The 21151-nt window shown below is 71.2% G+C and carries 18 protein-coding genes; 7 read left to right on the top strand and 11 right to left on the bottom strand.

Going from position 1 to position 21151, the window contains the following annotated elements:
* Positions 1 to 6: 6 nt before the first annotated feature.
* Complete coding sequence (locus EV376_RS23480; RefSeq protein ID WP_486482771.1) at positions 7 to 849, bottom strand: IclR family transcriptional regulator; 843 nt, start codon at positions 847 to 849, stop codon at positions 7 to 9.
* A 71-nt stretch (positions 850 to 920) separates the two neighbouring features.
* On the opposite strand from EV376_RS23480, the gene EV376_RS23475 reads away from it, so the two are divergent.
* Positions 921 to 2471: an AMP-binding protein gene (locus tag EV376_RS23475; RefSeq protein WP_130326618.1), complete on the top strand. Its 1551-nt coding sequence runs from the start codon at positions 921 to 923 to the stop codon at positions 2469 to 2471.
* A complete protein-coding gene (locus tag EV376_RS23470; protein WP_130326616.1) occupies positions 2468 to 3307 on the top strand; it encodes a TIGR03619 family F420-dependent LLM class oxidoreductase in 840 nt (279 codons plus the stop codon). Before EV376_RS23475 ends, EV376_RS23470 begins: the two co-directional genes overlap by 4 nt.
* Here the strand turns inward: EV376_RS23470 and EV376_RS23465 are convergent.
* The 7 genes from EV376_RS23465 to EV376_RS23435 are packed head-to-tail and all read right to left on the bottom strand — an operon-like array spanning position 3288 to position 11226.
* Entirely contained in the window at positions 3288 to 4955 is a 1668-nt protein-coding gene (locus EV376_RS23465) for a thiamine pyrophosphate-binding protein (RefSeq protein ID WP_130326614.1), read from the bottom strand. The genes EV376_RS23470 and EV376_RS23465 overlap by 20 nt on opposite strands.
* The gene (locus EV376_RS23460; RefSeq protein WP_165438076.1) at positions 4952 to 5968 is read right to left on the bottom strand and encodes a 2-dehydropantoate 2-reductase; all 1017 of its coding nucleotides are present in this window, start codon (positions 5966 to 5968) and stop codon (positions 4952 to 4954) included. Before EV376_RS23460 ends, EV376_RS23465 begins: the two co-directional genes overlap by 4 nt.
* On the bottom strand, positions 5965 to 6960 hold the full coding sequence (locus EV376_RS23455; RefSeq protein WP_165438075.1) for an MBL fold metallo-hydrolase: 996 nt from the start codon (positions 6958 to 6960) through the stop codon (positions 5965 to 5967). The genes EV376_RS23460 and EV376_RS23455 overlap by 4 nt, the downstream gene beginning before the upstream one ends.
* Before the next feature lie 26 nt (positions 6961 to 6986).
* On the bottom strand, positions 6987 to 8441 hold the full coding sequence (locus EV376_RS23450; protein WP_130326608.1) for an ANL family adenylate-forming protein: 1455 nt from the start codon (positions 8439 to 8441) through the stop codon (positions 6987 to 6989).
* On the bottom strand, positions 8438 to 8872 hold the full coding sequence (locus EV376_RS23445; protein ID WP_207228341.1) for an OB-fold domain-containing protein: 435 nt from the start codon (positions 8870 to 8872) through the stop codon (positions 8438 to 8440). The genes EV376_RS23450 and EV376_RS23445 overlap by 4 nt, the downstream gene beginning before the upstream one ends.
* Positions 8869 to 10038, bottom strand: coding sequence for a thiolase family protein (locus EV376_RS23440; protein ID WP_130326606.1), 1170 nt, complete (start codon positions 10036 to 10038; stop codon positions 8869 to 8871). The genes EV376_RS23445 and EV376_RS23440 overlap by 4 nt, the downstream gene beginning before the upstream one ends.
* Positions 10039 to 10059: 21 nt before the next feature.
* Positions 10060 to 11226: an acyl-CoA dehydrogenase family protein gene (locus tag EV376_RS23435; protein ID WP_130326604.1), complete on the bottom strand. Its 1167-nt coding sequence runs from the start codon at positions 11224 to 11226 to the stop codon at positions 10060 to 10062.
* Positions 11227 to 11361: 135 nt separating this feature from the next.
* Between EV376_RS23435 and EV376_RS23430 the strand changes: the two genes are divergently transcribed.
* The 3 genes from EV376_RS23430 to EV376_RS23420 are packed head-to-tail and all read left to right on the top strand — an operon-like array spanning position 11362 to position 14478.
* Positions 11362 to 12546: an acyl-CoA dehydrogenase family protein gene (locus EV376_RS23430; protein WP_486482920.1), complete on the top strand. Its 1185-nt coding sequence runs from the start codon at positions 11362 to 11364 to the stop codon at positions 12544 to 12546.
* Positions 12547 to 12553: 7 nt separating this feature from the next.
* On the top strand, positions 12554 to 13567 hold the full coding sequence (locus EV376_RS23425; RefSeq protein WP_165438074.1) for an acyl-CoA dehydrogenase family protein: 1014 nt from the start codon (positions 12554 to 12556) through the stop codon (positions 13565 to 13567).
* A gap of 26 nt (positions 13568 to 13593) precedes the next feature.
* The gene (locus tag EV376_RS23420) at positions 13594 to 14478 is read left to right on the top strand and encodes an enoyl-CoA hydratase (protein WP_130326598.1); all 885 of its coding nucleotides are present in this window, start codon (positions 13594 to 13596) and stop codon (positions 14476 to 14478) included.
* A 23-nt stretch (positions 14479 to 14501) separates the two neighbouring features.
* Here the strand turns inward: EV376_RS23420 and EV376_RS23415 are convergent, their stop codons facing one another.
* The 3 genes from EV376_RS23415 to EV376_RS23405 are packed head-to-tail and all read right to left on the bottom strand — an operon-like array spanning position 14502 to position 18305.
* Positions 14502 to 15899, bottom strand: a complete 1398-nt coding sequence (locus EV376_RS23415) for an amidohydrolase family protein (protein ID WP_130326596.1) — start codon at positions 15897 to 15899, stop codon at positions 14502 to 14504.
* Positions 15896 to 17299, bottom strand: coding sequence for a CoA transferase (locus EV376_RS23410; RefSeq protein WP_207228336.1), 1404 nt, complete (start codon positions 17297 to 17299; stop codon positions 15896 to 15898). The genes EV376_RS23415 and EV376_RS23410 overlap by 4 nt, the downstream gene beginning before the upstream one ends.
* Complete coding sequence (locus EV376_RS23405) at positions 17292 to 18305, bottom strand: enoyl-CoA hydratase/isomerase family protein (RefSeq protein ID WP_130326594.1); 1014 nt, start codon at positions 18303 to 18305, stop codon at positions 17292 to 17294. The genes EV376_RS23410 and EV376_RS23405 overlap by 8 nt, the downstream gene beginning before the upstream one ends.
* A 352-nt stretch (positions 18306 to 18657) precedes the next feature.
* Between EV376_RS23405 and EV376_RS23400 the strand changes: the two genes are divergently transcribed.
* Together EV376_RS23400 and EV376_RS23395 are read left to right on the top strand one after the other, a co-directional pair.
* Positions 18658 to 19107 carry a tetratricopeptide repeat protein gene (locus EV376_RS23400; protein ID WP_130326592.1) on the top strand — a complete coding sequence of 150 codons (450 nt, stop codon included), beginning with the start codon at positions 18658 to 18660 and terminating at the stop codon, positions 19105 to 19107.
* A gap of 495 nt (positions 19108 to 19602) precedes the next feature.
* On the top strand, positions 19603 to 21144 hold the full coding sequence (locus EV376_RS23395; RefSeq protein WP_130326590.1) for an ABC transporter substrate-binding protein: 1542 nt from the start codon (positions 19603 to 19605) through the stop codon (positions 21142 to 21144).
* Positions 21145 to 21151 lie beyond the last annotated feature (7 nt).

Raw genomic sequence — 21151 nt, 5'->3', positions numbered from 1 at the left:
GGGCGGTCACGCCAGATGGTGGCTACCCGGGTACCCCAACCGGGCCGAGATCTGCCGCGCCGCCTCGATCAGGTCGGGGACGTGCCGCTCCATCAAGGGGCGGGTCCACCGGTCCGCCGGCCCGGTCACGTTGACCGCCGCGATGGCGACGCCCTGGTCGCTCAGGATCGGCACAGCGATCGAGGTCGCGTTCGCCACCACCTCGCCGAGGCTCATCGCGTACCCCTGGCGTCGGATCAGTGCGAGATCGTCCTCCAGTTGCTTCCGCGTCGGGATCTCAACCTCCGGGTAGTCGAGCCGGTCGGCCTGCTCCAGTCGGCCCAGGACACGGTCGACGGTGGCCGGCGCCGAGAACGCCAGGATGGCGTGGCCGGTGGCGCCGATGAACAGCTCGTAGGTGTGCCCGACGCCGGTGCTCAGGCGCAGCGGCTGGCGGCTCACCAGCTCCGCTACGCAGTACCGGGCCTCGGCCGTGGGACAGTGCAGGCCGACCGTCTCGTTGGTGATCTCGCGCAGCCCTTCCAGGAACGGCATCGCCGCCGCCACCAGGTCCTCGTTTGCAGAGCGGTGCATCATCACCCGGGCCAGGTTCATCACCGCCGGCCCGAGGCTGTACCGGTTGGTCACCGAATCCTGCACCAGGAAACCGCTGCTCTGCAGGGCTTTGACCATCCGGTGCACGGTCGGCATGGTCAGCCCGGTCTGCCGGGTCAGCTCGGTCAGCGAGACCGTCGGACGCTCCACGGTGAAGCACTTGAGGAGCTGCAAGGCCCTGTGGATCGCCTGAGAGCCCCGTTCGGCGCCGTTAGTCCTATCGCCGGTGGGCAGCGCATCCGCCCCTCTGGTCATAGTTCCCCGCCAACTTTCCGTCGCCATAACGTGGAAGTATATTTCATACCGTGGACTGCTGAGGCTAACCGATGAGACCTATACCACTACCAGTTGAGTACGCGTGGCGCACAATTCCCTCCCTTCTGGCGGCTCGCGTGGCGCGGACACCCGACGCCAGGGCGGTCGTCGGGCGATCCGGGAGAGGTTCCTACCACACGCTCAGCTACCGGGACCTCGACTCGGCCGCGGGGCGTGTCGCGGGCGGGCTCGCCGCGGCCGGCGTAACGCGCGGAGACCGGGTGGGCTGGGTGCTCGACAACGGCTGCGGCGCCGATGCGCTCGTCGTCTACCACGCCGTGCTGCGACTCGGCGCGGTGAACGTACCCGTGAACGCCCGGCTCGCGCCGCCCGAAGTGGAGCACATCCTGCGCCACAGCGGAGCCCGTCTCGTGCTCGCCGGCGCGGAGCATCGGGACCGGGTCGCCACGGCACCCTGCGACGTCGCTGTCCTCGACGGCGCCGACCCGCTCGCCTCGCTGTACGCCACGCCGGCGCCACCGGTCGGCAACCTGAGCGACACCGATCCGGCGAACCTGCTCTACACCTCCGGCACGACCGGGCGGCCCAAGGGCGTCCTGCACACCCATGGCTCCTCGCTCGCCGCCGCGATCGGTTGGAGCGACGCCTTCCGCCTCACCCCGCATGACGTGCTGCAGAGCCCTTTCCCGATCACCAGCGGTGCTGGTCTGCACTTCAACGCGCTGTCATGCCTGTGGGCCGGTGCGTGCGTCGTCGTCGACGACTACGACACCGCGGCGAGCCTCGCGCTGATCGCCGAGGTCGCGGCGACTGTGTACGTCGCCGTCCCCTCGATCTACGCGTACTGGACGGACAGTCCGGCGCTCAGCGGAGCCTCGCTGGGCACCCTGCGCATTCTCGACTACGGCGGGGCCAGCATGCCGGCCGCGCTGATCGAACGGCTACGGGCCGCGGTGCCCTCGGCCGGGCTGATGCAGACGTACGGGCTCACCGAGGCCGGGCCGGGCGGCTGCTACCTGCCAGAGGAGTACGCGTTCACGCGGCTCGGGTCGATCGGCAATCGGTGCGCCGGCCGGTTCACCCAGGTCCGCGTCATGGACGAGGACGGGTCGGACGTGGGACCCGGCGGCACCGGCGAGCTTCTGCTGCGCGGCCCGTCGGTGATGGTTGGCTACTACCGCGACGAGGAAGCCACCGCGGCGGCGTTCACGGACGGCTGGCTGCGCTCCGGCGACGTGGTCCGCGTCGACGAGGAAGGCTTCCTCTACCACGTCGACCGGCGCAAGGACATCATCGTGCGCGGCGGGCACAACGTGGCCAGCGCCGAGGTGGAGGGGGCGCTGCACGCTCACCCGGCGGTACTCGAGGCGGCGGTGATCGGCGTGCCGCACCCGCGGCTCGGCGAGGACGTGTATGCGGTGGTCGTGCTGAGCGACAGCGCGGACGGACCGCCCCCGACCGACGCCGACCTAATCGCGCACTGCCGGACCCTGCTGGCGGACTTCAAGTGTCCGCGCCGGGTCGAGGTGGTCGACACGCTGCCCCGCAACGCCGCCGGCAAGGTCCTTAAACAGCAACTGCGAGGGAGGGTACCGGCGTGAGTGCGCCACCGGTCGGTGTGATGTACGCCAACGTCGGCGCGCTCGCCTCCCCGGAGGGCGCGCGGGCGCTGGCCCTCGCATGCACCGAGCTCGGCGTCGAGTCGGTGTGGACAGTCGAGCACGTGTTGGTGACGCCAGCGATGCGGCAGGCCCGCCACTACCCACCGGACCCGCGGACACCTGACGTACTCGCGGACCAGCAGCCGGTACCCGACCCGTTGCTCTGGCTCACCTGGTTCGCCGCACACAGCCGTGAGGTGCGGCTGGGCACCGCCGCGCTCGTGCTGCCGCTACGCGACGCGTCGGTGACCGCGAAGGAGGTGGCCACCCTCGACGTGCTCTCCGGCGGGCGGGTCGAACTTGGGATCGGGGTCGGCTGGGCGGAGGACGAGTTCCGGGCGACCGGCCACGCGTTCGCCGGGCGGGGCCGGCTCGTAAGGACCCAGATTGACACGCTCCGGGAGCTGTGGGGGGACCGGCCACACCCAGAGGCGGGTGGGTGGGTCCGGCCGGCACCCGTCCAACGCCCGGTGCCGTTGCACATCTGCGGCAACTCGCCCGTTGCCGCGCGCCGCGCCGCGCGACTTGGCGCCGGCTTCCTCCCCGCCCGCCTCGCCGACGCGGCGCGTCTGGTGCCGTACTACCGCGAGCAGGCCGCCCGTCACGGCATCGATCCAGCCCGGCTTCCCGTGACGCTGGGGGCGTCCACCCGCGCCGAGAACCGCGAGCTGCTGCGGGCGCTGGCCCCGGCGCGGGTGCTGGTACCACCGCCCCCGGGGCCGGCCGAGAAGGTGCGCGACCAGCTCGCCGCGCTGCTCAGCCGGTACGCCTGGTGAGCTGCCGCGGCGGGTCGAGCACCTCGGCGTACCAGCGCGCCAGGAGCAGCCCGTCGATCGGTACGTCGATCAGCAGCGGGGCGTTGCCGGACCAGCCCTGGACCGCGTCGGCCAGTTCGGTGGCGGTGGTGACCCGCTGAGCGTCGCAACCGAAGCCGGCCGCCACCTTCACCAGGTCCGTACCGGTGAATCGCGCGATCTCGTCCGGCAGCCCCTCATGCCGCAGGTGATGGATCTCCGCGCCGTAGGCCATGTCGTTAAAGACGACGATGAGCAGCGGGACCGCCTCCCGCACCACCGTGTCCAGGTCGGCGATGGACGTGGCGAGCCCGCCGTCACCGATCACGCACACGTGTGCCGGCCCGGGCCGCGCGACCGCGGCGCCGGCCGCCACGCCCAGGGCCTGCCCGATTGCGCCGAAGGTCAGCGTGAACTGGTACTGCCGGGGGTCGGGCACCGCGATGAACTCCGTTGGGAACCCGATGTAGTGCCCACCGTCCACGGTGAGCACCCGATCGGCGGGCAGTGCCTTGTCGAGAACCATGGCCGCGGTGCGCGGGTCGAGTTGGCCCACGTCGCTACCGTCGACGACATCGTCCTCGGGCTGCCGCCCGGCCAGCCGGTCGAAGGCGCCCTCGGCGGCCCACCGTGCCGGCGCCTCGTCCGGCTGCGGTAGCCGGGGCAGCAGTCCCTCCACCAGCGCGCGTACGTCGGCGACGATCCCGTGGTCCGGCCGTGCCTGCGCGCCGATCGCGTCGGCGTCGTGGTCGCACTGCACGAGCGTGGCATGGGGGAAGAGCCCACCCCGGGCGATCGTCCACACGCTCAGCGACGCGCCGAGCGCGACCACCAGGTCGGCGGTGCCGAGCAGATCGCGGGCCAGCGGGTGGGAGAAGCCGCCCACCACGCCGATGTCGGCCGGGTGGCCGCGGAACCGGTCCTTGAGCAGCGCCGTGGTACCGAGCAGCGCGCCGGTCCGCTCCGCCAGCGCCGCCACCGCCTCGACAGCGCCGGACCACTGCGCGCCCCGGCCCGCCAGCACCACCGGATGGGCGGAACCGGCGAACAGCTCCGCCAGCATCGCCACGTCTGCCTCGGCCGGGGGTACCCGGTCCAGGCCCACCACCGGCGCGGCCAGCGGCGCCGGTGCCCAGGTCCGCCGCTGCACTGAGCCGGGCACGCTCAGCACGACCGGCCGGCGCGACCGCAGCGCCTGCTCGGCGGCCTCGATCAGCGCTGCCCCCGGGTCGGCGTCCGTCGCCCGCAGGTACGCGGCGCCGGTCGCGGTGACCAGCGGCTCCTGCTCGATCGCCTGTCCGGTGGGCCGGCGACCGAGCGGCAACTCGCTGGTGATGACCAGGACCGGGGAGGCGGTGCGGACCGCGGTCGTCAGCGCGGTGATCGCGTTGGTCAGGCCCGGGCCCTGGATTACCGTGCACACCCCCAGCCCGCTGGTGGTACGCGCCTGGCCGTCGGCCATGTTCACCGCACCAGCCTCGTGCCGCGTCGCCACGTACCGGCCGCCGCGCTTCACGAACTCACCGACCATGTGCATGTTGCCCACGCCCATCACGCCGAACATCTCGCGCGTGCCAAGGCACTCGAGCGCGTCGACGAGACGGGCGTAGCCCGTGATTTCAGTACTCACGCAAGTCCTTCCAGGTTGTGTACTCCCGGCGTCCGGGTGCCGCGGACCAGTTCCTCCACCCGCTCGGTCAGGGCCAGATTGATCGGCGTGGCGATCCCGGCCCGCGCCCCGGCCCCGACGACCGCCCCGTTCAGCCAGCGGACCTCGACCGACCGCCCCTTCTCGGCGTCCTGGAGCATCGACGGCTTGAGGTCGGGCAACGCCGCATACGTCCGCTCGAACGCGGCGTGGAACTCCCGTACCGCGTCGGGATCGCCGCGCAGCAACCGCTCCACGTCAGGGCCGTACATGATGGCGGGCTCGGTCGGGACGCCGGTGGCGCGCGCCACCGCGACCACCTCGAGCCCGGCCCGCAGGCAGACCGTTCGCACCGCGGGGATGGCCGCCATCCGGCCCAGGCCCAGACCCACCAGCGTCGAGACAGGGTTCAGCAGGCAGTTGCGGGTGAGCTTGCTCCACAGCTCGACCCAGATGTTCGCCGAGACGACCACCGGCAGCGCGACGCGCAGCCGGTCGGCGATCTCCGGGACCATGCCGCCCGTCGCGCCGTCGACGGCCCCGAGGACCACGTCCCCGTCGGAGCGCTGCTGTGCCACCCGGCCCGGACCGATGAGCGCGCCGTCGAAGCGGACTACGGCACCGACCGTGCGGGCCGCCCCTACAACCTCGGCGATGACCGGCTCGTTCAGGCCGTTCTGCAGCGACACCACGGCGCACCGCGGCGGCAGCCGGTCGGCGAGCCGGAGCAGGGTGTCCCGGGTACGGTCAGACTTCACCGCGAGCAGGACGAGGTCCGGCGCTGGCGCCGCGGCCAGCGCGGCCGGGTCGGAGAGCCGGACGACCGCGGGCCGGGTGTGCAGCACGCCGCCCGGATGTTCCAAGGTAAGCCCGTGCTGCCGGATGTGGTCGACGTGTTCGGCCCAATCATCGTAAACGGTAACCGGCTGGCCCGCGCCGGCGAGCCGGGCCGCGATGCCGGCACCGATGCCACCGGCTCCCACCACCCAGATCACGATGCCTCCGTCACGAGTACGGCCGCCCACCGCTGCGGTGGGCCGGCCGAGACCGTGGCAGCTCCGATCGTGGCCAGCCGCACCAGGTGCGCGTGGGTCTCGCCGAGCGCCGCCCGGACCAGGTAGGCCGGCAACACGTCCAGACGGTGGTGCCAGGTGAGCTCGCCGCACACCTCGTACACCGTCTCGGCGCCGCGACGCAGCACCATCAGCACCTCCTGAAGTCGCTCGTCGTGGTGGTGCACGAGTTCCTTGGCCCGGCCCGCGGCATCGGCGATGAACTGCTGGTGGGCCGGGAAGGCGACCCGGGGGCCGAGGTCGTCCACCGCCAGCAGCGACTGCAGGTAGTCCGACAGGGGATCGGAGTCCGTGTGCGGTCCGAAGGAGATGTTCGGTGTCGCCCGGGACAGCAGGTTGTCCCCGGCGAACATCGCCCCCTCGGCGGGTAGGTCGAACATGAGGTGACCCGGGGTGTGCCCGGGCGAGTGAACGGCGATCAGCTCCCGGCCGGGCATCGGTGCCCGGTCACCGTGCTCCAGCTCCAGGTCCGGGTGGCAGATCTCGATCTCGCCGGGCCCGGCGAGCATCGCCGTGGTCAGCTCCGTCGCCCTGCTGTCCGGCACGCCGGCGACACGCAGCCACTGCCGGGTGAGCGCGGCGCGGTTCCCGTCGACGCCGTACCGGTCGTCGATGATCGCGGCGTCGGCGGGGTGCAGGGCGACCCATGCGCCCGTGGCCGCCCGGATGTGCGCCGCCAGACCGTAGTGGTCGGGGTGGATGTGGGTGACGAGGACACCGCGTACGTCGGCGAGCGAGGCACCGGCGGCGGCGAACCCGGCCGCCAGCAGGTCCGGCGCCTCGCGGCTCGGCCACCCGGCGTCCACAAGGTAGAAACCGTCGTCCGCCTCGATCGCGTAGACCCGCACGTAGGCCAGGCCGGTGCCGGTCATCGGCAGCGGGATTGCCCAAACCCCGGGCAGGACCTGCTCCACCGGGGGGAGGGTTGGCGGCTGGGCGGTCACCGGACCCCCAGCAGATCGCGTACCGCGGAGCGGGGGATCTTGCCGGTGGCGGTCTCCGGCAGCGCGTCCAGGATCTGGACCAGGTCCGGCGCCTTCAGCGACCCCAGGTGCCGCCGGACCCATTCCCGGATCGCGTCGGGCTCCACGGTTCTCGCGTGGGGGACGACGGCGGCGGCGACCCGTTCACCCCACTCGGGGTCCGGCACGCCTACCACGGCCACGGCGGCGACGGCCGGATGCCGCAGGACTACGTCCTCGATCTCGCCCGGCGCGATGTTCTCCCCGCCCTTGATGATGACGTCGTCAGTCCGGCCGCCGAGGAACAGGTAGCCGTCAGCGTCGATCCGACCGGTGTCTCCCGTACGCAGCCACCCGCCGACCGCGCCGGCGGGCGAGACCTGCGCGCCGCGCAGCTCGACGAGGCCGGCGGCGCCGGTCGGCTGCGGCTCGCCGCTGACGTCGACGACGCGCACCTCGACGCCGGGTAGCACCCGCCCAACCGATCCGAGGCGCTCGACCGCGACGGGATCGCCGAGCGCGGCGGCCCGGTGGTCGTCGGGGCCGAGCACGGCGACGGTGGAGCTGGTCTCGGTCAGGCCGTACGCGTTGACGAAGTCGGTCTCCGGGAAGGCGCGCAGGGCACGTTCGATCGTGGGGCGAGGCATCCGCGCACCGCCGTAGGCGAGACTGCGCAGGGCGGGCGCGGCCAGGCCGGGCTCCCGGTCCAGCATGTCGAGCACCCTCGCCAACATGGTCGGCACCAGGAACGCGTGGGTGGCGCGTTCCTCGGCGGCGGCGCGAAGCCAGCCCTCCGGGGTGAACCGGCCGAGCGGGACGAGCCGGCGTCCCGCGTAGCACGCGGTGAGCACGGCCGCCACGGCGGCGATGTGGAAGGGCGGCGTGGCCAGCAGCAGCGCCTCGTCCGCGGCGGCGGCGCCGAGGTCGACGGTGTTGGTGACGTAGCTGAACAGGTTCGAGTGGGTCAGGGTGGTCAGCCTCGGCGGCCCGGTCGTGCCGCTGGTGAAGAGTTCGACGGCGGTGCTGTCGGCCTCGACGCTGGCTGGCCCGTCGGCGGAGGGTGGTGCCGCGAACAGCTCGATGTCATCGATTGTGGACAGACCTGGGGATGCCGTGATCCCGGCGCCTAACACGACGCAGGCGCCGGGCAGCCGATCGAGGAGTTCGCCGATGCGGTCGGCGGGCAGCCGGTGGTTGACCGGTACGAACGGGAGGCCGGCCCAGGCGGCCGCGAGGAGCGCCACCGGAAGGGTGGCGGTGGCTTCGGAGAGCAGGACGACCCGGCGCGCGTCATGCCCGCGGAGCAGGCCGGCCGCCGCCGCGACCCGGTCACGGTACGCCGCGAAGGTCAGCAGTGTGCCATCAGGGGTGCGCAGCGCGGGCCGGTCGGGATGGGCCTCGGCCGCCATCTCCAGCAACAGCGGCACGCTCACGGCTGCCCGTCCACGGGACGGAACCGCGGCAGCGAGATGCCCTCGGCGATGTCGTCGAACTGGACCTGTACGGCCATGTCGATGTGTACCTCCTCGGGGGCGCAGCCGACGATGTTCGCCATCAGCCGAGGCCCCTCGGTCAGTTCGACCAGCGCGACGACGTACGGCACGTCGGCGGCGAACGCCGGGCTGGGCGCGCGTCGAACGATCGTGAGCGAGTAGACGGTTCCGGTACCGGCGGCCGGTCGCAGCCGTAGTGCGCGACCGTGGCAGCGCGCGCAGACCAGACGGGGGAAGAGCTGGTCCGCGCCGCAGTCGTCGCAGTGCTGCACAGTGAGCCGGTGCTCCGCGGCGGCGCTCCAGAACTCGGCGCTGTCCTGATCCGGTACGGGTAGCGGCTTGGCGGGAGCCGGTGGCATGGCGGATGTCACTGGGGCACCTCCGAGGAGAAGATCGCGGTGCAGTGCGAGGCGAGGATGCCGCCCTCGGTGTGCACCAGCGCGGTACTGGCGTCGGGGACCTGCCGCTTGCCCGCCTGGCCGCGCAGTTGGTGCGCCGCCTCGGTGATCATGAAGAGAGCGCTGGGCTTGCCGGCGTGGGAGTGGGAGAGGACGCCGCCGTGCGTGTTCGTCGGCAATTGCCCGCCCAGCCGGGTATGGCCGGCCGCGACGAACTCGGCCCCCTCGCCCTTGGCGCAGAAGCCGAGGTCCTCCAGTTGCATCGGCTGGATGAACGAGAAGGCGTCGTAGATCATCGCGACGTCGATGTCCTCGTGGCGGCAGCCGGCCGCGGCGAAGGCGGCGCGGCCGGAGTCCGCGGCACCCGTCTCGGTTAGCTCGGCGGCCTGGGAGACGTGCTCGAATGGGTGCGACTCGCCCATGCCGAGCAGGTACACCGGGGGCTGGCGCAGGTCCCGAGCCCGGGCCGCGGAGGTGATCACGACGGCGGCGCCGGCGTCCGAGACGGTCGCGCATTCGAGCATGTGCAGCGGGTCGGCGATCAGGCGCGAGCCGAGCACGTCGTCGACCGTCAACGGCGTGCGGAACTGCGCGGTCGGGTGCAGCGCGGCGTGTGCCCGGTCGACGACGGGCACCTCGGCGACGTGCTCCGGCTTGATGGCATACCGGTGGTAGTAGCGGGCGGCGATGAGCGCATACAGCGCCGGGATCAGCGGGCCGGTCGGTGCCTCGAACTGCGGGTGCCCGATCGTCGCCATCGACTCGATCGTCGCCTGCCGGCCCATCCCGGTGGCCAGGTTGTCCGCCTTGGCGATGACCGCGACCTGGGCCTGGCCGGTCATGATCATCGCCGCCGCGTACTGGATCAGCGCAGCTGACGTAGAGCCGCCGGTGTTGACCGTCAGGCAGTGCGCCGGATAGATGCCGAGGTACTCCGCCACCATCTCGGCGTGGTAGAGGTACGGCCGCGGCCGGGAGTTGCCCGTCATCAGCAGGTCGATGTCGGCCAGCGTGAGCCCGGCGTCGCGGACGGCCAACTCGATCGCGTCGGCGTGCAACTGGGTGCTCGATCGGTCGGGAACCTTGCCTACCGGTGTTTCGCCGATCCCAGCGATGGCGACCGCGCCGCGGATTTCCACTCCCGCTCCTCTGTTGATGGGCTAGTAGGACTTCGGCAGACCCAGAACCTGGGTGGCAATGAAGGCCTTCGTCAGGTTGTTGGTGACCGGTGCGACCCGGGTCAGCGGCAGCTGCCGGTAGAAACGCTCGATGTCGTACTCCTTGGCGTAGCCGTACCCGCCGAACGTCTCGAACGCGACGTTCACGGCGTAGTGGGCCGCCTCCGTGGCGCGCAGCTTCGCCATGTTCGCCTGTGCCCCGCAGTCCAGCCCGGAGTCGTACCGCCACGCCGCTTCGTAGGTGGCGAGTTCGGCCAGCTTGAGCTGTGAGTAGGCATCGGCCAGTGGGAGCTGCACCCCCTGGTTCTGTCCGATCGGACGGCCGAACACCACGCGCTCCTGCGCGTACGCCGCGGCGCGCAGGACCACGTTCAGCCCGAGGCCGACCGCCTCCGCTGCGATCATGATGCGTTCCGGGTTGATCCCGTCGAGCAGGTGCCGGAAGCCCTGCCCTTCCTCGCCGATGCGGCACGAGACCGGTACCCGTAGTCCGTCGATGACCACCTCGTTGGAGGAGACACCGTTGCGGCCCATCTTGGGGATCTCAGTGATGATTACCTCGGGCACGCGCATCGGGATGAAGAGCAGCGTCATTCCATCGGTCTTGCGTTTCACCGCCGAGTACGGCTCGGTACGGCACAGCAGCAGCCCGTACTCGGCTTGGGCGGCCCGGCTGATCCACACCTTGCGGCCGTTGACGACGTACGTGTCGCCCTCGCGCCGGGCTGTCGTGGTGATCCGGGTCGTGTCGACCCCGGCGTCTGGCTCTGTCACAAGGAAGCAGGAGTCCAGTTCGCCGCGCGCCGCCCGGGGCAGGTACTCCCGCTTCTGCTCCTCGTTGCCGTGCACGAGGATCGGGTTGAGCCCGAACATGCCCATGTGCACCACCGAACAGGCGTCGAGCCCACCGTTGCTCGCGGCGATCTCCTGGAGGACGATGGCGGCCTCGGTGACGCCGAGTCCGACCCCGTCGAGCTCGGCGGGAAGCATCGTGCCGGGAAGACCGGCCGCGACGCACGCCTTGGCGAACTCCTCCGGGAAGATCTTTTCCTCGTCTATCCGGCGCCAGTAGTGAGAGTCGAAGCCTTGGCAGAGTTGCCGGGTGGATTCGCGAAGGGCCAACTGGGTCTGGCTCAGATTGAAGTCCAACCTGGCGCCTCCTCCCACCCGCGATGTGCGAAAGTAACCTCCATAATGTGGAAGCTACGGAGGCTGAACCGCCCGGTCAACCCCTAAAGTGCGGGATTGACGGGTGCGGAGCGAAGTGGATATGGTCTCCACAATCTGGAAGTCACTGCGGTGGGGGTACTCCAATTGGACTTGCGTGACACCCCGGCCGAGGCGGCGTTCCGTGCGGAGGCGAGGGAGTGGCTCGCCGCGCACCGCCCTGACCCACCCCTGCCATCCGGCGACACGGCCGCCGGGTTCGCCCTGCACGTGCAGTGGGAGCGCGAGCTCTTCGACGCCGGCTGGGCGGTGGTCTCCTGGCCCAAACGGTACGGCGGCCGGGACGCGTCACTGGTCGAATGGCTCATCTTCGAAGAGGAGTACTACCGGTCGGGCGCGCCACAGCGGGTCACCCAGAACGGCATATTCCTGCTCGCCCCGACCCTGTTTCGCTTCGGCACGCAAGAGCAGCAGGATCGCATCCTGCCGCGGATGGCCGCCTCGCAAGACCTGTGGTGCCAGGGGTGGTCCGAGCCGGAGGCCGGCAGCGACCTGGCCTCCATCCGCAGCCGCGCGGTCCGGGACGAGGACGCCGGTGGCTGGCGGTTGACCGGCCAGAAGACCTGGACGACGCGGGGGGCGTTCTGCACCCACCTGTTCGGGCTGTTCCGCACCGACCCCGAGGCGGGCCGGCACCGCGGGCTCACCTACTTCCTCGTGCCGCTCAACTCCGACGGCGTCACGGTCCGCGGCTTCGGCCGGCTCGACGGGGACGAGGGGTTCGCCGACGTCTTCTTCGACGACGTGTTCGTGCCCGACGACGCCGTGCTCGGCGAGGTGAACCAGGGCTGGCGGGTGGCGATGGCGACGACAGGGTCGGAGCGCGGCCTCACCTTGCGCTCACCAGGCCGGTTCCGGCAGACCGCCCGGCGCCTCGTCGACCTGGCCGCCTCCCGCGGCGACGACCTCGATGCCCGCCTAGCGGACGATGTGGTGCACGGGTGGATGGCAGCCGAGGCGTACCACCTTTTCACGCTCAGGCAGGTCAGCGGCATCCTCGCCGGCCACGAGCCCGGCCCGGCTGCCAGCCTCAACAAGCTCTTCTGGTCCGAGCTCGACATCCGCCTGCACACCACCGCGCTTGAACTGCTCGGCCCCGAGGGCGAGCTGGACGGACCGTGGAGCCGCGGGTTCCAGTTCGCGCTGGGCGGGCCCATCTATGCCGGGACCAACGAGATCCAGCGCACGATCGTGGCCGAGCGGCTGCTCGGCTTGCCCAGGCCGCTCGGGGCCAGGAACTGAGCCCACGATGTATTTCGCCCTCTCCGCAGAACAGGAAGAGTTTCGCTCGCTGGCCCGCTCCCTGTTCGAGCGCGAGTGCCCCGGCGCGGTGCTGCGCTCCGCTCCGGACGCACCACCGCTGCGGAGCCTATGGCGGCGGCTCGGCGAAATCGGGGCACTGGGCCTGCTAGTGCCGGAGGAGCACGGCGGACTCGGGCTCGACGAGGTCTCGATGGTTGTGCTGCTGATGGAGGCGGGCCACGCCGCCCTCCCGCTCCCTGCGTTGGAGGCCATCGCGCTGGCGGGCCCGCTGCTCGCCGAGCGGGCCGTGGGCCGACCTGACCTTCGCGCGATCCTTGGCTCGCTGCTGCGGGGCGAGCTGACGATCGCCGCCGACCCCGCCAGCGCCGGGCGCTTCCCGCATGGGCGTACCGCAGATTTCGTCCTGAGCGGAGGCTGGGGCGGGGCCGGTGCGATCCACCTCACCGCCCTCGACCCCGGACACGTGAAGCCGGTCGCCTCGATGGACCCGAACCGCGGTCTGGTTCAACACACCGCGCCGGTCGGAGGGCCGATCGCCGACGGCCCCGAGGTGCTGCGCGCGTGGCGGCGTGCCGTCCTCGGAACCGCCGCCGAACTCGTCGGGCTCGCCCGCCGGATGCTCGGCATGGCGGTGCGGCATGTTCGCGACCGCCACCAGTTCGGCGCTCCAATCGGCAGCTTCCAGGCCGTCCAGCACGCGCTGGCCGACGCGCTGGTGCGGATCGAGTTCGCCGAACCCGCGGTCCTGGCCGGGGCTTACAGCATGGCGGCCGATTCCCCAGATGCCGGGCGGGACGTATCGATGGCGAAGGCGCTCGCGGGCAACGCGGCATCCGTCGTTGCCCGCACCGCGCTCCAATGCCACGGCGCGCTCGGCTACACCGTCGAGCACGACCTGCACCTGTTCATGAAGCGCACGTGGGCACTGGCCGAGGCTTGGGGCGGGGCCGGCTGGCACCGCCGGGAGGTCGGCCGGTCCCTTGGCCTAATGCCGCGATGACTGCTGGGACGAGGAAGCGAGTGCCAATGCACGAACCTGGATCAACGGACGAAGTCGTGCTCTTCGAGCGCCGTGGCCCGATTGCCGTCGTCACCATGAACCGCCCTCGATACCGCAACGCGCAGAACTCCGCCATGACATACGCCCTCGACGACGCCTTCTACCGCGCGGCCGACGACGACCGGATCGCGGTGATCGTGCTGCGCGGCGCAGGTGATCACTTCTCCGCCGGGCACGACATCGGGACCCCGGAGAGGGACGTCGACCGAAGCTTCCCGCGCCGCGCCGGCCTCTGGTGGGACCACGTCGGCCGCCCGGGCGCGGAGAGCCGGTTCGCCCGCGAGTCCGAGGTGTACCTCGGGATGTGCCGCCGATGGCGGGAGTTGCCGAAGCCGACGATTGCATCCGTCCAGGGCGCCTGCATCGCCGGCGGGCTCATGCTGGCCTGGGTCTGCGACCTGATCATCGCCGCCGACGACGCGTTCTTCGCCGACCCCGTGCTGCGTATGGGGATCCCCGGCGTGGAGTACTTCGCCCACCCGTGGGTGCTCGGCGCAAGACAGGCCAAGGAGTTCCTCTTCCTCGGGGAGCGGATCGACGTAAACCGCGCCCACCAACTCGGCATGGTAAATCGCGTGGTGCCGCGGGCGGAGCTGGAGGAGCGGACGCTGGATATCGCGGGCCGGATCGCAAAGATGCCGCCGCTCGGCCTGGCGCTGGCGAAGCGGGCGGTGAACCAGGCCGAGGATCTGATGGGGCTGCGGGACGGCATGGACGCCGCCTTCGGCCTGCACCACCTGGCGCACGCTCACAACGCCGAGGTCGAGCAGGACCCGCTGGCGGGCCACGACGCCCGGTCAATGCGCGACGCCGCGGGATCGGCCGGCAGCACGTCGGCCGGCGCCGGCTGACTCCAACGCCGGGCCGGCCCCGCCTACCCGCCGTACCGCACGACGCCACCGGTGAGCGTCATCCGGACCAGGGCAGCGTGTGGCCGCGCGAGTACCCGGCCAAGCGGCTCGCGCAGCAGGCACAGGTCCGCCGCCGCCCCGGCACGCACTGCCCGCGGCGGACCGCCGGGTGCCTCGGGCGGTGACAGGTAGCCCGCCAGGACGGTACCGGCAGGGACCCGCTCGTCGACGCCGAGCCGCCTGCCCCGCCGGGTCAGGCGGGCGCTGGCGGCAGCGATGGTAGACCAGGGGTCGAGGTCGCCGAATGGCGCGTCGCTCGACGGGGCCACCGGCACTCCGGCGGCGAGCAACGACGCGTACGGGTACAGGTACGGCAGGTCGTCGCGAGCGACCTCGGCCAGGTAGTCGTCCCCTCTCGCGTGCACGAACCCGGGCTGCGTGACCACGCGTACCCCGAGCCGGGCCATCCAGGACCGGACCTCGGGCGGAACCACGGACGCGTGCTCGACACGGTCACCGGGCACCGCGCCGGCCTCCTCCAGCGCAGCGAGCGTGAGCAGGAGCGACTCGCGGGAGACACAGTGGATGGCAACCGCACGCCCCTGGCGATGGGCTGCTGCCACGGCATTGACCAGATCGTCGAGCCGAGGCAGGTCGTGGTCGCGCAGCAGCAGTTTCTGGGGCCCGGTACCCATCGTCTGCGGCAGCCCACTTGCGTCCTGCCAACCGAGCAGCAGGAGCCGGACCGGGAGGGCGCCGTCCGACACCGCCTGGGTGAGCAGGTCCACGCCTCGCCGGTCGAGGTCGGGGGTTGCATCGGTGACGCCGGTGATGCCGAACGAGACGAGCCGTTCGCCGACCGGAGCGAGACGAGGTGGAGCCTCGGGGATCGCCGCCCGAAGCCGGGCGTCGTACCGCCACAGCCGGCCGATCGGCGCTCCGGCGTCGTCCCGCTCCACATCTGCGCTCTCGTCGAGTACGGGTGCGACCAGACTGAGAGCGGCAGAGTTCAGCATCCACAGGGCGCCGCTGCGATGGTGGATCCGCAGGGGCCGGTCGGGGACCAGGGTGTCGAGCACGCGCCGGTCGAGGTCGCCGGCGACCTGCTCGTGGTAACCGATGCCGCGCAGCCAGGCGCCATCTGGCAGTGTCGCGGACGCCCGAGCCAGCGCTCGCCGGAGCTGCTCGAGGTGCGCGACCCGGGGCGGGCCGCACTCGACCGACGCTGCCGCCGCCGCCGTAGCAAGCACGTGCATATGGTGGTCGTGCAGACCGGGAATCAACGCGCCGCCGCGGCCATCGACCACATCGTCGCCGACGTCGGGCTTCACGCTCGGCCCGATCGCGGCTACCACGCCCGCCTCGATGCGGACGGCGACCGACCGGCTGTCGACCTCGACGTTGGCGAGGAACAGACTCATCGCAGCCCCAGCCGGCGCAGTACGACCTCGGTATCCGCGCCGAGCGCATGGGCGGCGGCGGATGGCCGCCGGGCCACCGGAGCGCTGACCGCCAGGTTCTCGGGCGGATGAGGCGGTCCCTGGGCGGCGAGCGCCGCTACGTCGCGCATAGCGACGTCGACAAGCCACGCGTGGTCGCTGAGCAGCGCCGCGGCCGCGGCCGCAGCGGCGTATACCCCGGTCAATGGGTCAGCGATCGCGTCCGCGCACGGCAGGGGTTCGCCTCTGTCGCGTACCACGAGGCCGGCCGCCGCGGCCACGTCGTCGCCGAAACCGATCCGATGCTCCCAGGGTCCGGTCCGGCCATACGCCGTGATGGAAACCCAGGTGGTCCCACCCGCGACGACCGCCTCGGCGTCGATTCCCAACTGCCGCATCGCCCGCGGCCGCGATGCCTCGAGGACCAGGTCGGCGTGCCGCACGAGCGCCGCCAGCGTCGCCACGCCGTCCTGCTCACTCAGGTCCAGCGCCACCGCCAAGTGGCCACCGTGCAGGAGGTCAAAGAAGGCGCGCGGCCCCGAACGCGCGCCGTCCGGACGCTGTACCCCCTCCACCTTCACGACCTGGGCCCCGGCGCGGCCGAGCAGGTGCGCGCAGAGCGGCCCTGCCCAGAGAGAGGTGAGGTCCACGACCAGAGGCGGGTGGTCGCGGCGGCCCGGCGGACTGGCGCGTGGTCCGCCCCGGGTGAAAAGCACGGCGGTGCGATCGGATCCGGCGAGCTGCCTCCGGTGACGCAGCTGTTCGTCGTCAGACGTCGAGCGGGGTACGGCCCCGGCCGCGATTCCGAGTAACTGGGCTCGGTCGGCCGCCGCGGATGCTTCTTTACATGCGGCCCAGGCGGCCACGTCGGCCCACGGCTCTCTGATCGCCACCGCTGCTTTCTCGATCAGAGCGGGGACGAGTTCTAGGTCATCCGCGCGGGGCAGGGAGATGCCGAGCCACCCGTCAGCAGTGGGCAGGATCCGGAACGCGCCCCCGCAGGAGATCGGGCCCCGTCTCGTGAAGCCCGCGATCGAGGCCCGTTCAGCGAGCAGCCCCGGTCCCGGGAGTTCCGGGTCCCGGTCGGTGCGGGCCCGCGTCAACGCGGCGAAGACCGCGAGCGCGGCGCGGACTGCCGTGGCAGGCGAGCCCGGCGCGATGAGCGGCGGACCGTCGGCGCGGCCGGTGAGTGCCATGGCACCGGATGCGGCCCAGTCGGCCGACGGTGTCGGGGCGTCGGCGAGGTCAATCATGGGATCGGAACCGACGCCGGGCCCGGCGCCGAGGCTGCTGAGCAGTTCGCGAGCCAGGACCGCAGCTCGGCTCGTACCGGCGATGCCGACCGGGAAGCCAGCCAGCGGCAGCGGCCGCACCTCAGGCACGCGCGTCCACCAGCCCCCACGCGAGTGCCGTCTCGACCCCCACCGGCTCGGCCCACAGCGCGAGGTAGGCGGTGCGCCAACGGCCGATGCGGCGAGTGATACTCACCGTTCCGCCCGCCCCGGGCACCAAGCCCATGCGCAGCTCGGGAAGGTGGAAGCGGGCGTCGTCGCGGGCTTCGACCCTGTTGGCGAACGCTGGGACCTCGATGCCGGCGCCGATGCAGGAGCCGTGTAAGGTCGCGCGGACCCGGTCGGCGACACGGTGTAGGGCATATCCGGCGCTCTGCCGCAGCCGGATCAGGTGGGCGGCGGCCACGTTCGGGGTGGTGCCGAACTCGTCGAGGTCGCCACCGCTGGAGAAGGAAGGCCCGGCGCCGCAGAGCTCGATGGCGGTGATTGAGTCGTCGAGTTCCGCCAGCCGCATGGCGTCGGCGATGCCGTCGCGGATACCCCGATCGAAGGCGTTGTGCCGCTCGGGTCTGTTCAGCATCACGCGGAGTGTGTCGCCGGCCCGGAAGAGCTGTACCGCCTCCTCGCTGGCAGCGACGGCCCGTCGAGGCGTGCGCTCACGCCAGGCGAGGAACTCCGGTCCGGCCAGCAGCATCGAGTAGGCCAGCGACTCCGCGACCAGGCCGTCGGCGACGGTCGTCCCGGTGGTGATCCGCAGCAGGTCGGCCAGGGTGAGCGTGGCGTACGGACAGGCCAGCGCGGTGGCCTGCAAGGCCGCGATAGCCTCCTCCAGATCGGGGACGGCCACGCACGTGCGGGGAAGGTCACGGTCCGCGGTTCCGGGCGCCGCGACCAGCGTGCAGGTGAGCGCCTCCAAGAGGGGAGCGGCCGACTGGGACGGTCGCGCGTGGGTTACGCCGACCAACACCGGCGTGCGACCGCTGTTCGCCCTGATGGCTTCGTAAATCTGGTCGGGTGTTAGGGCGTCGAGGTCGAGGATGTGGAGCGGCTGCGACGGTCGGCCATGCTCGTCAAGTTCGAACTCGTCGATCAGCATCGCTCCCGGACGGGATCGGCCGCCTCCGCGGTGACCCGTTCCGGGCGGGGTATATTCGAGGTTCGATGCGGGCCGCGGTGCAATGTCGGCGTCGTCCCGGAAGGGCGATCCGTCCGCCGCTGGCGTAGGCGGAAGTACCACAACAGCACCCTACCCGGGCGTTATGCAATCCCTGAAGCGCGCTGGACGTTGTGGGCGACTCCTTCCGCGTCGTGGAGCTGGCACCAGTGTCACGTTTCAGCGAGGTGGTCCAGAAGACCGGGGTTCGGGGCCGCGCTCTGCGTTCCGGACGATCAAGCGAGCCGTGGGCCTGGCCCCGGAGGCGGCCGGCCCGCACTACATCCGGGCACTCATGTTCCACTCGGTCGACTGGAACATGTTCGCCAACCGGTCCTACCGCCGGGCGCTGGCGCTCGACCGGGAGCACAAAGAAGCGCTCAGCGGGCTCGCTCGCGTCGCGGCCACCCAAGGGCGGCTGGCGGCAGCCGCCGGGCGCATCAGCGCGGTACTGGCCGCGGAACCGACCAACCATACCGCCCGCACGGAACTGGATCGGGTGGTCATCGGCGGCGTCGGTGGCTGGGCGATCATGTCGGTCTGGATGGCCGGTTTCATCGGCATGTTCGTCATGGCGCTCCTACCGCCCTCGGCGATGCCGCTGCCGGAGATTGTCGCCGCGCCGGCGGTCCTGGCCACCTGTGCGGGCCTGGTGGCCTGGCTGGGTTGGTTGCTCTACGCCGGCGGCCGTGGCCTTGCCCGCCTCGTCCGCAAGTCACGCCAAGATTCCTCACACCACCTTTAGGCAGCGGCGTCGGGTCGATGAGAACGCCTGGCGACGGAGGTGAACGAGAGCCCGCCTGCTCCTGTAGGTCTCGCTGAATCCGCTGGCCGCCTCGCGCGGCCGGTTGGAGGTTCGGATGTGCCTCGACCATCTGCAGTGTGCACGCACATCTGCATCTGGCTGTGCACGTTGGCCGGTACGCCAACACGGGGCGCTGTGGGTACAAGCTCGCTCGCTGTCCGACCAGCCCGTGAAGCAACAGCGCCCGAGGGACTCGTAGCCAGCGCCGTGGTGAAGTGCTGGCCGCCCGATGGTGACGAAGCAGGCCGGCCGGATCCCGTGGCGGGAGGCAATCCGGGGCTGTCGAGGCGTGGCTCTGCGGTTAGCGTGGGGCGAAGGGGGGATCGACGCCGGGTTTGCGGGGGCAGGCAATTCGTCGCCTTTGTTGACATCCTCCAGTTTGGGGACGAGACTCGCACGATCGTTCACTTTGCCGGGAAGAATCCAGGGGGGACCATGTCCAGCACCAGATTCCGGGTGGCCGGCGCCGCACTCACCCTGACGCTCGGTGTGCTGACCGGGTGCACCGCGGGGGAGGGCGTCGATGTCGACGGCGCGGGAGAGTCGGGTGCCTCTGCCGGGGGCGTCCTCGTCGCCGCCATCAGCGGCGAGCCCGACCAGCTCGACCCGCACAAGACCTCCGCGTACCACAGCTTTCAGGTGCTCGAGAACGTCTACGACACGCTCGTCGAGCCGGACGCGAACCTGGAGATGAAGCCGTCGCTGGCGACCAAGTGGACCACCAGCGACGACCAGCTCACCTGGACCTTCACCCTCCGCGAGGGGGTGACCTTCTCCGACGGTTCGCCGCTTACCTCTGAGGACGTGGCCTACTCGTACAACCGGATCATGAAGGAGAAGCTGAACGCGTCGTACCGGTTCGCCACCGTCAAGTCGGTGACGGCGCCCGACCCCACGACCGTCGTCGTCACGTTGACCGCGCCCACGCCGAACCTGCTCGCCAACCTCGGCGGCTTCAAGGGGGTGGCGATCGTCGAGAAATCCAACGTGGAGTCCGGTGCGGTGAAGACGAAGCCGGTCGGCAGCGGTCCCTTCACGGTGGCCTCGTACACCTCCGGCGACAGCATCAAGCTGACTCGCAACGACGGCTACTGGGGCACGAAGCCCAAGCTGGACGGGGTCACCTTCACGTTCGTCAAGGACCCGACGGTGGCCCTGCAGAACCTGCGCGGTGGCGAGGTGCAGTGGACCGACAACCTGCCGCCTCAGCAGGTGCCGGCGCTGCGCGACGGCGACGACCTCACCGTCCGCTCGGTGCCGTCGACCGACTACTGGTACCTGGCGCTGAACCAGGCCCGCAAGCCGTACGGCGACGTGAACGTACGCCGGGCGGTCGCCTTCGCGCTCGACCGCGAGGCGATCACCAAGGCTGCCAAGTTCGGGCTGGCGACCGTCAACCAGACCGCCATACCGAAGGACAGCGCCTTCTACTACGACTACGCCCCGTACCGGCGCGACCCGGACCAGGCGAAGCAACTGCTCCAGCAGGCCGGCGTCACCGGTCTGACCATGGACCTGATGGTCACCAGCGAGTACCCGGAGACGGTCACCGCCGCGCAGGTCATCGCCGCGCAGCTCAAGGACGTCGGCATCACCGTCAAGATCCGTACGCTGGACTTCGCCCAGTGGCTCGACGAACAGGGCAAGGGCAACTTCGACTCGTTCATGCTCGGCTGGCTGGGCAACATCGACCCCGACGAGTTCTACTACGCCCAGCACCACAGCGGCGGGACCTTCAACTTCCACGGATACCGCAACCCCAGCGTGGACAAGCTGCTCGACCAGGCCCGGACCGAGACCGACCAGGCCACCCGCAAGCGGCAGTACGAGCAGGTGGCCAAGCAGATCGTCGACGACGCCAGCTACATCTACCTCTACAACCCGGACGTCGTGCAGGGCTGGTCGAAGCAGGTCACCGGCTACGAGGTACGCACCGACCGGGCGATCCGATTCCGCGACGTCGCCCTCGCCCGGTGAGCCGACG

The organism is Micromonospora sp. CNZ295 (assembly GCF_004217535.1).
Note: the sequence above shows the minus strand (reverse complement) of the source record. Positions and strands in the feature narration are given on the sequence as shown.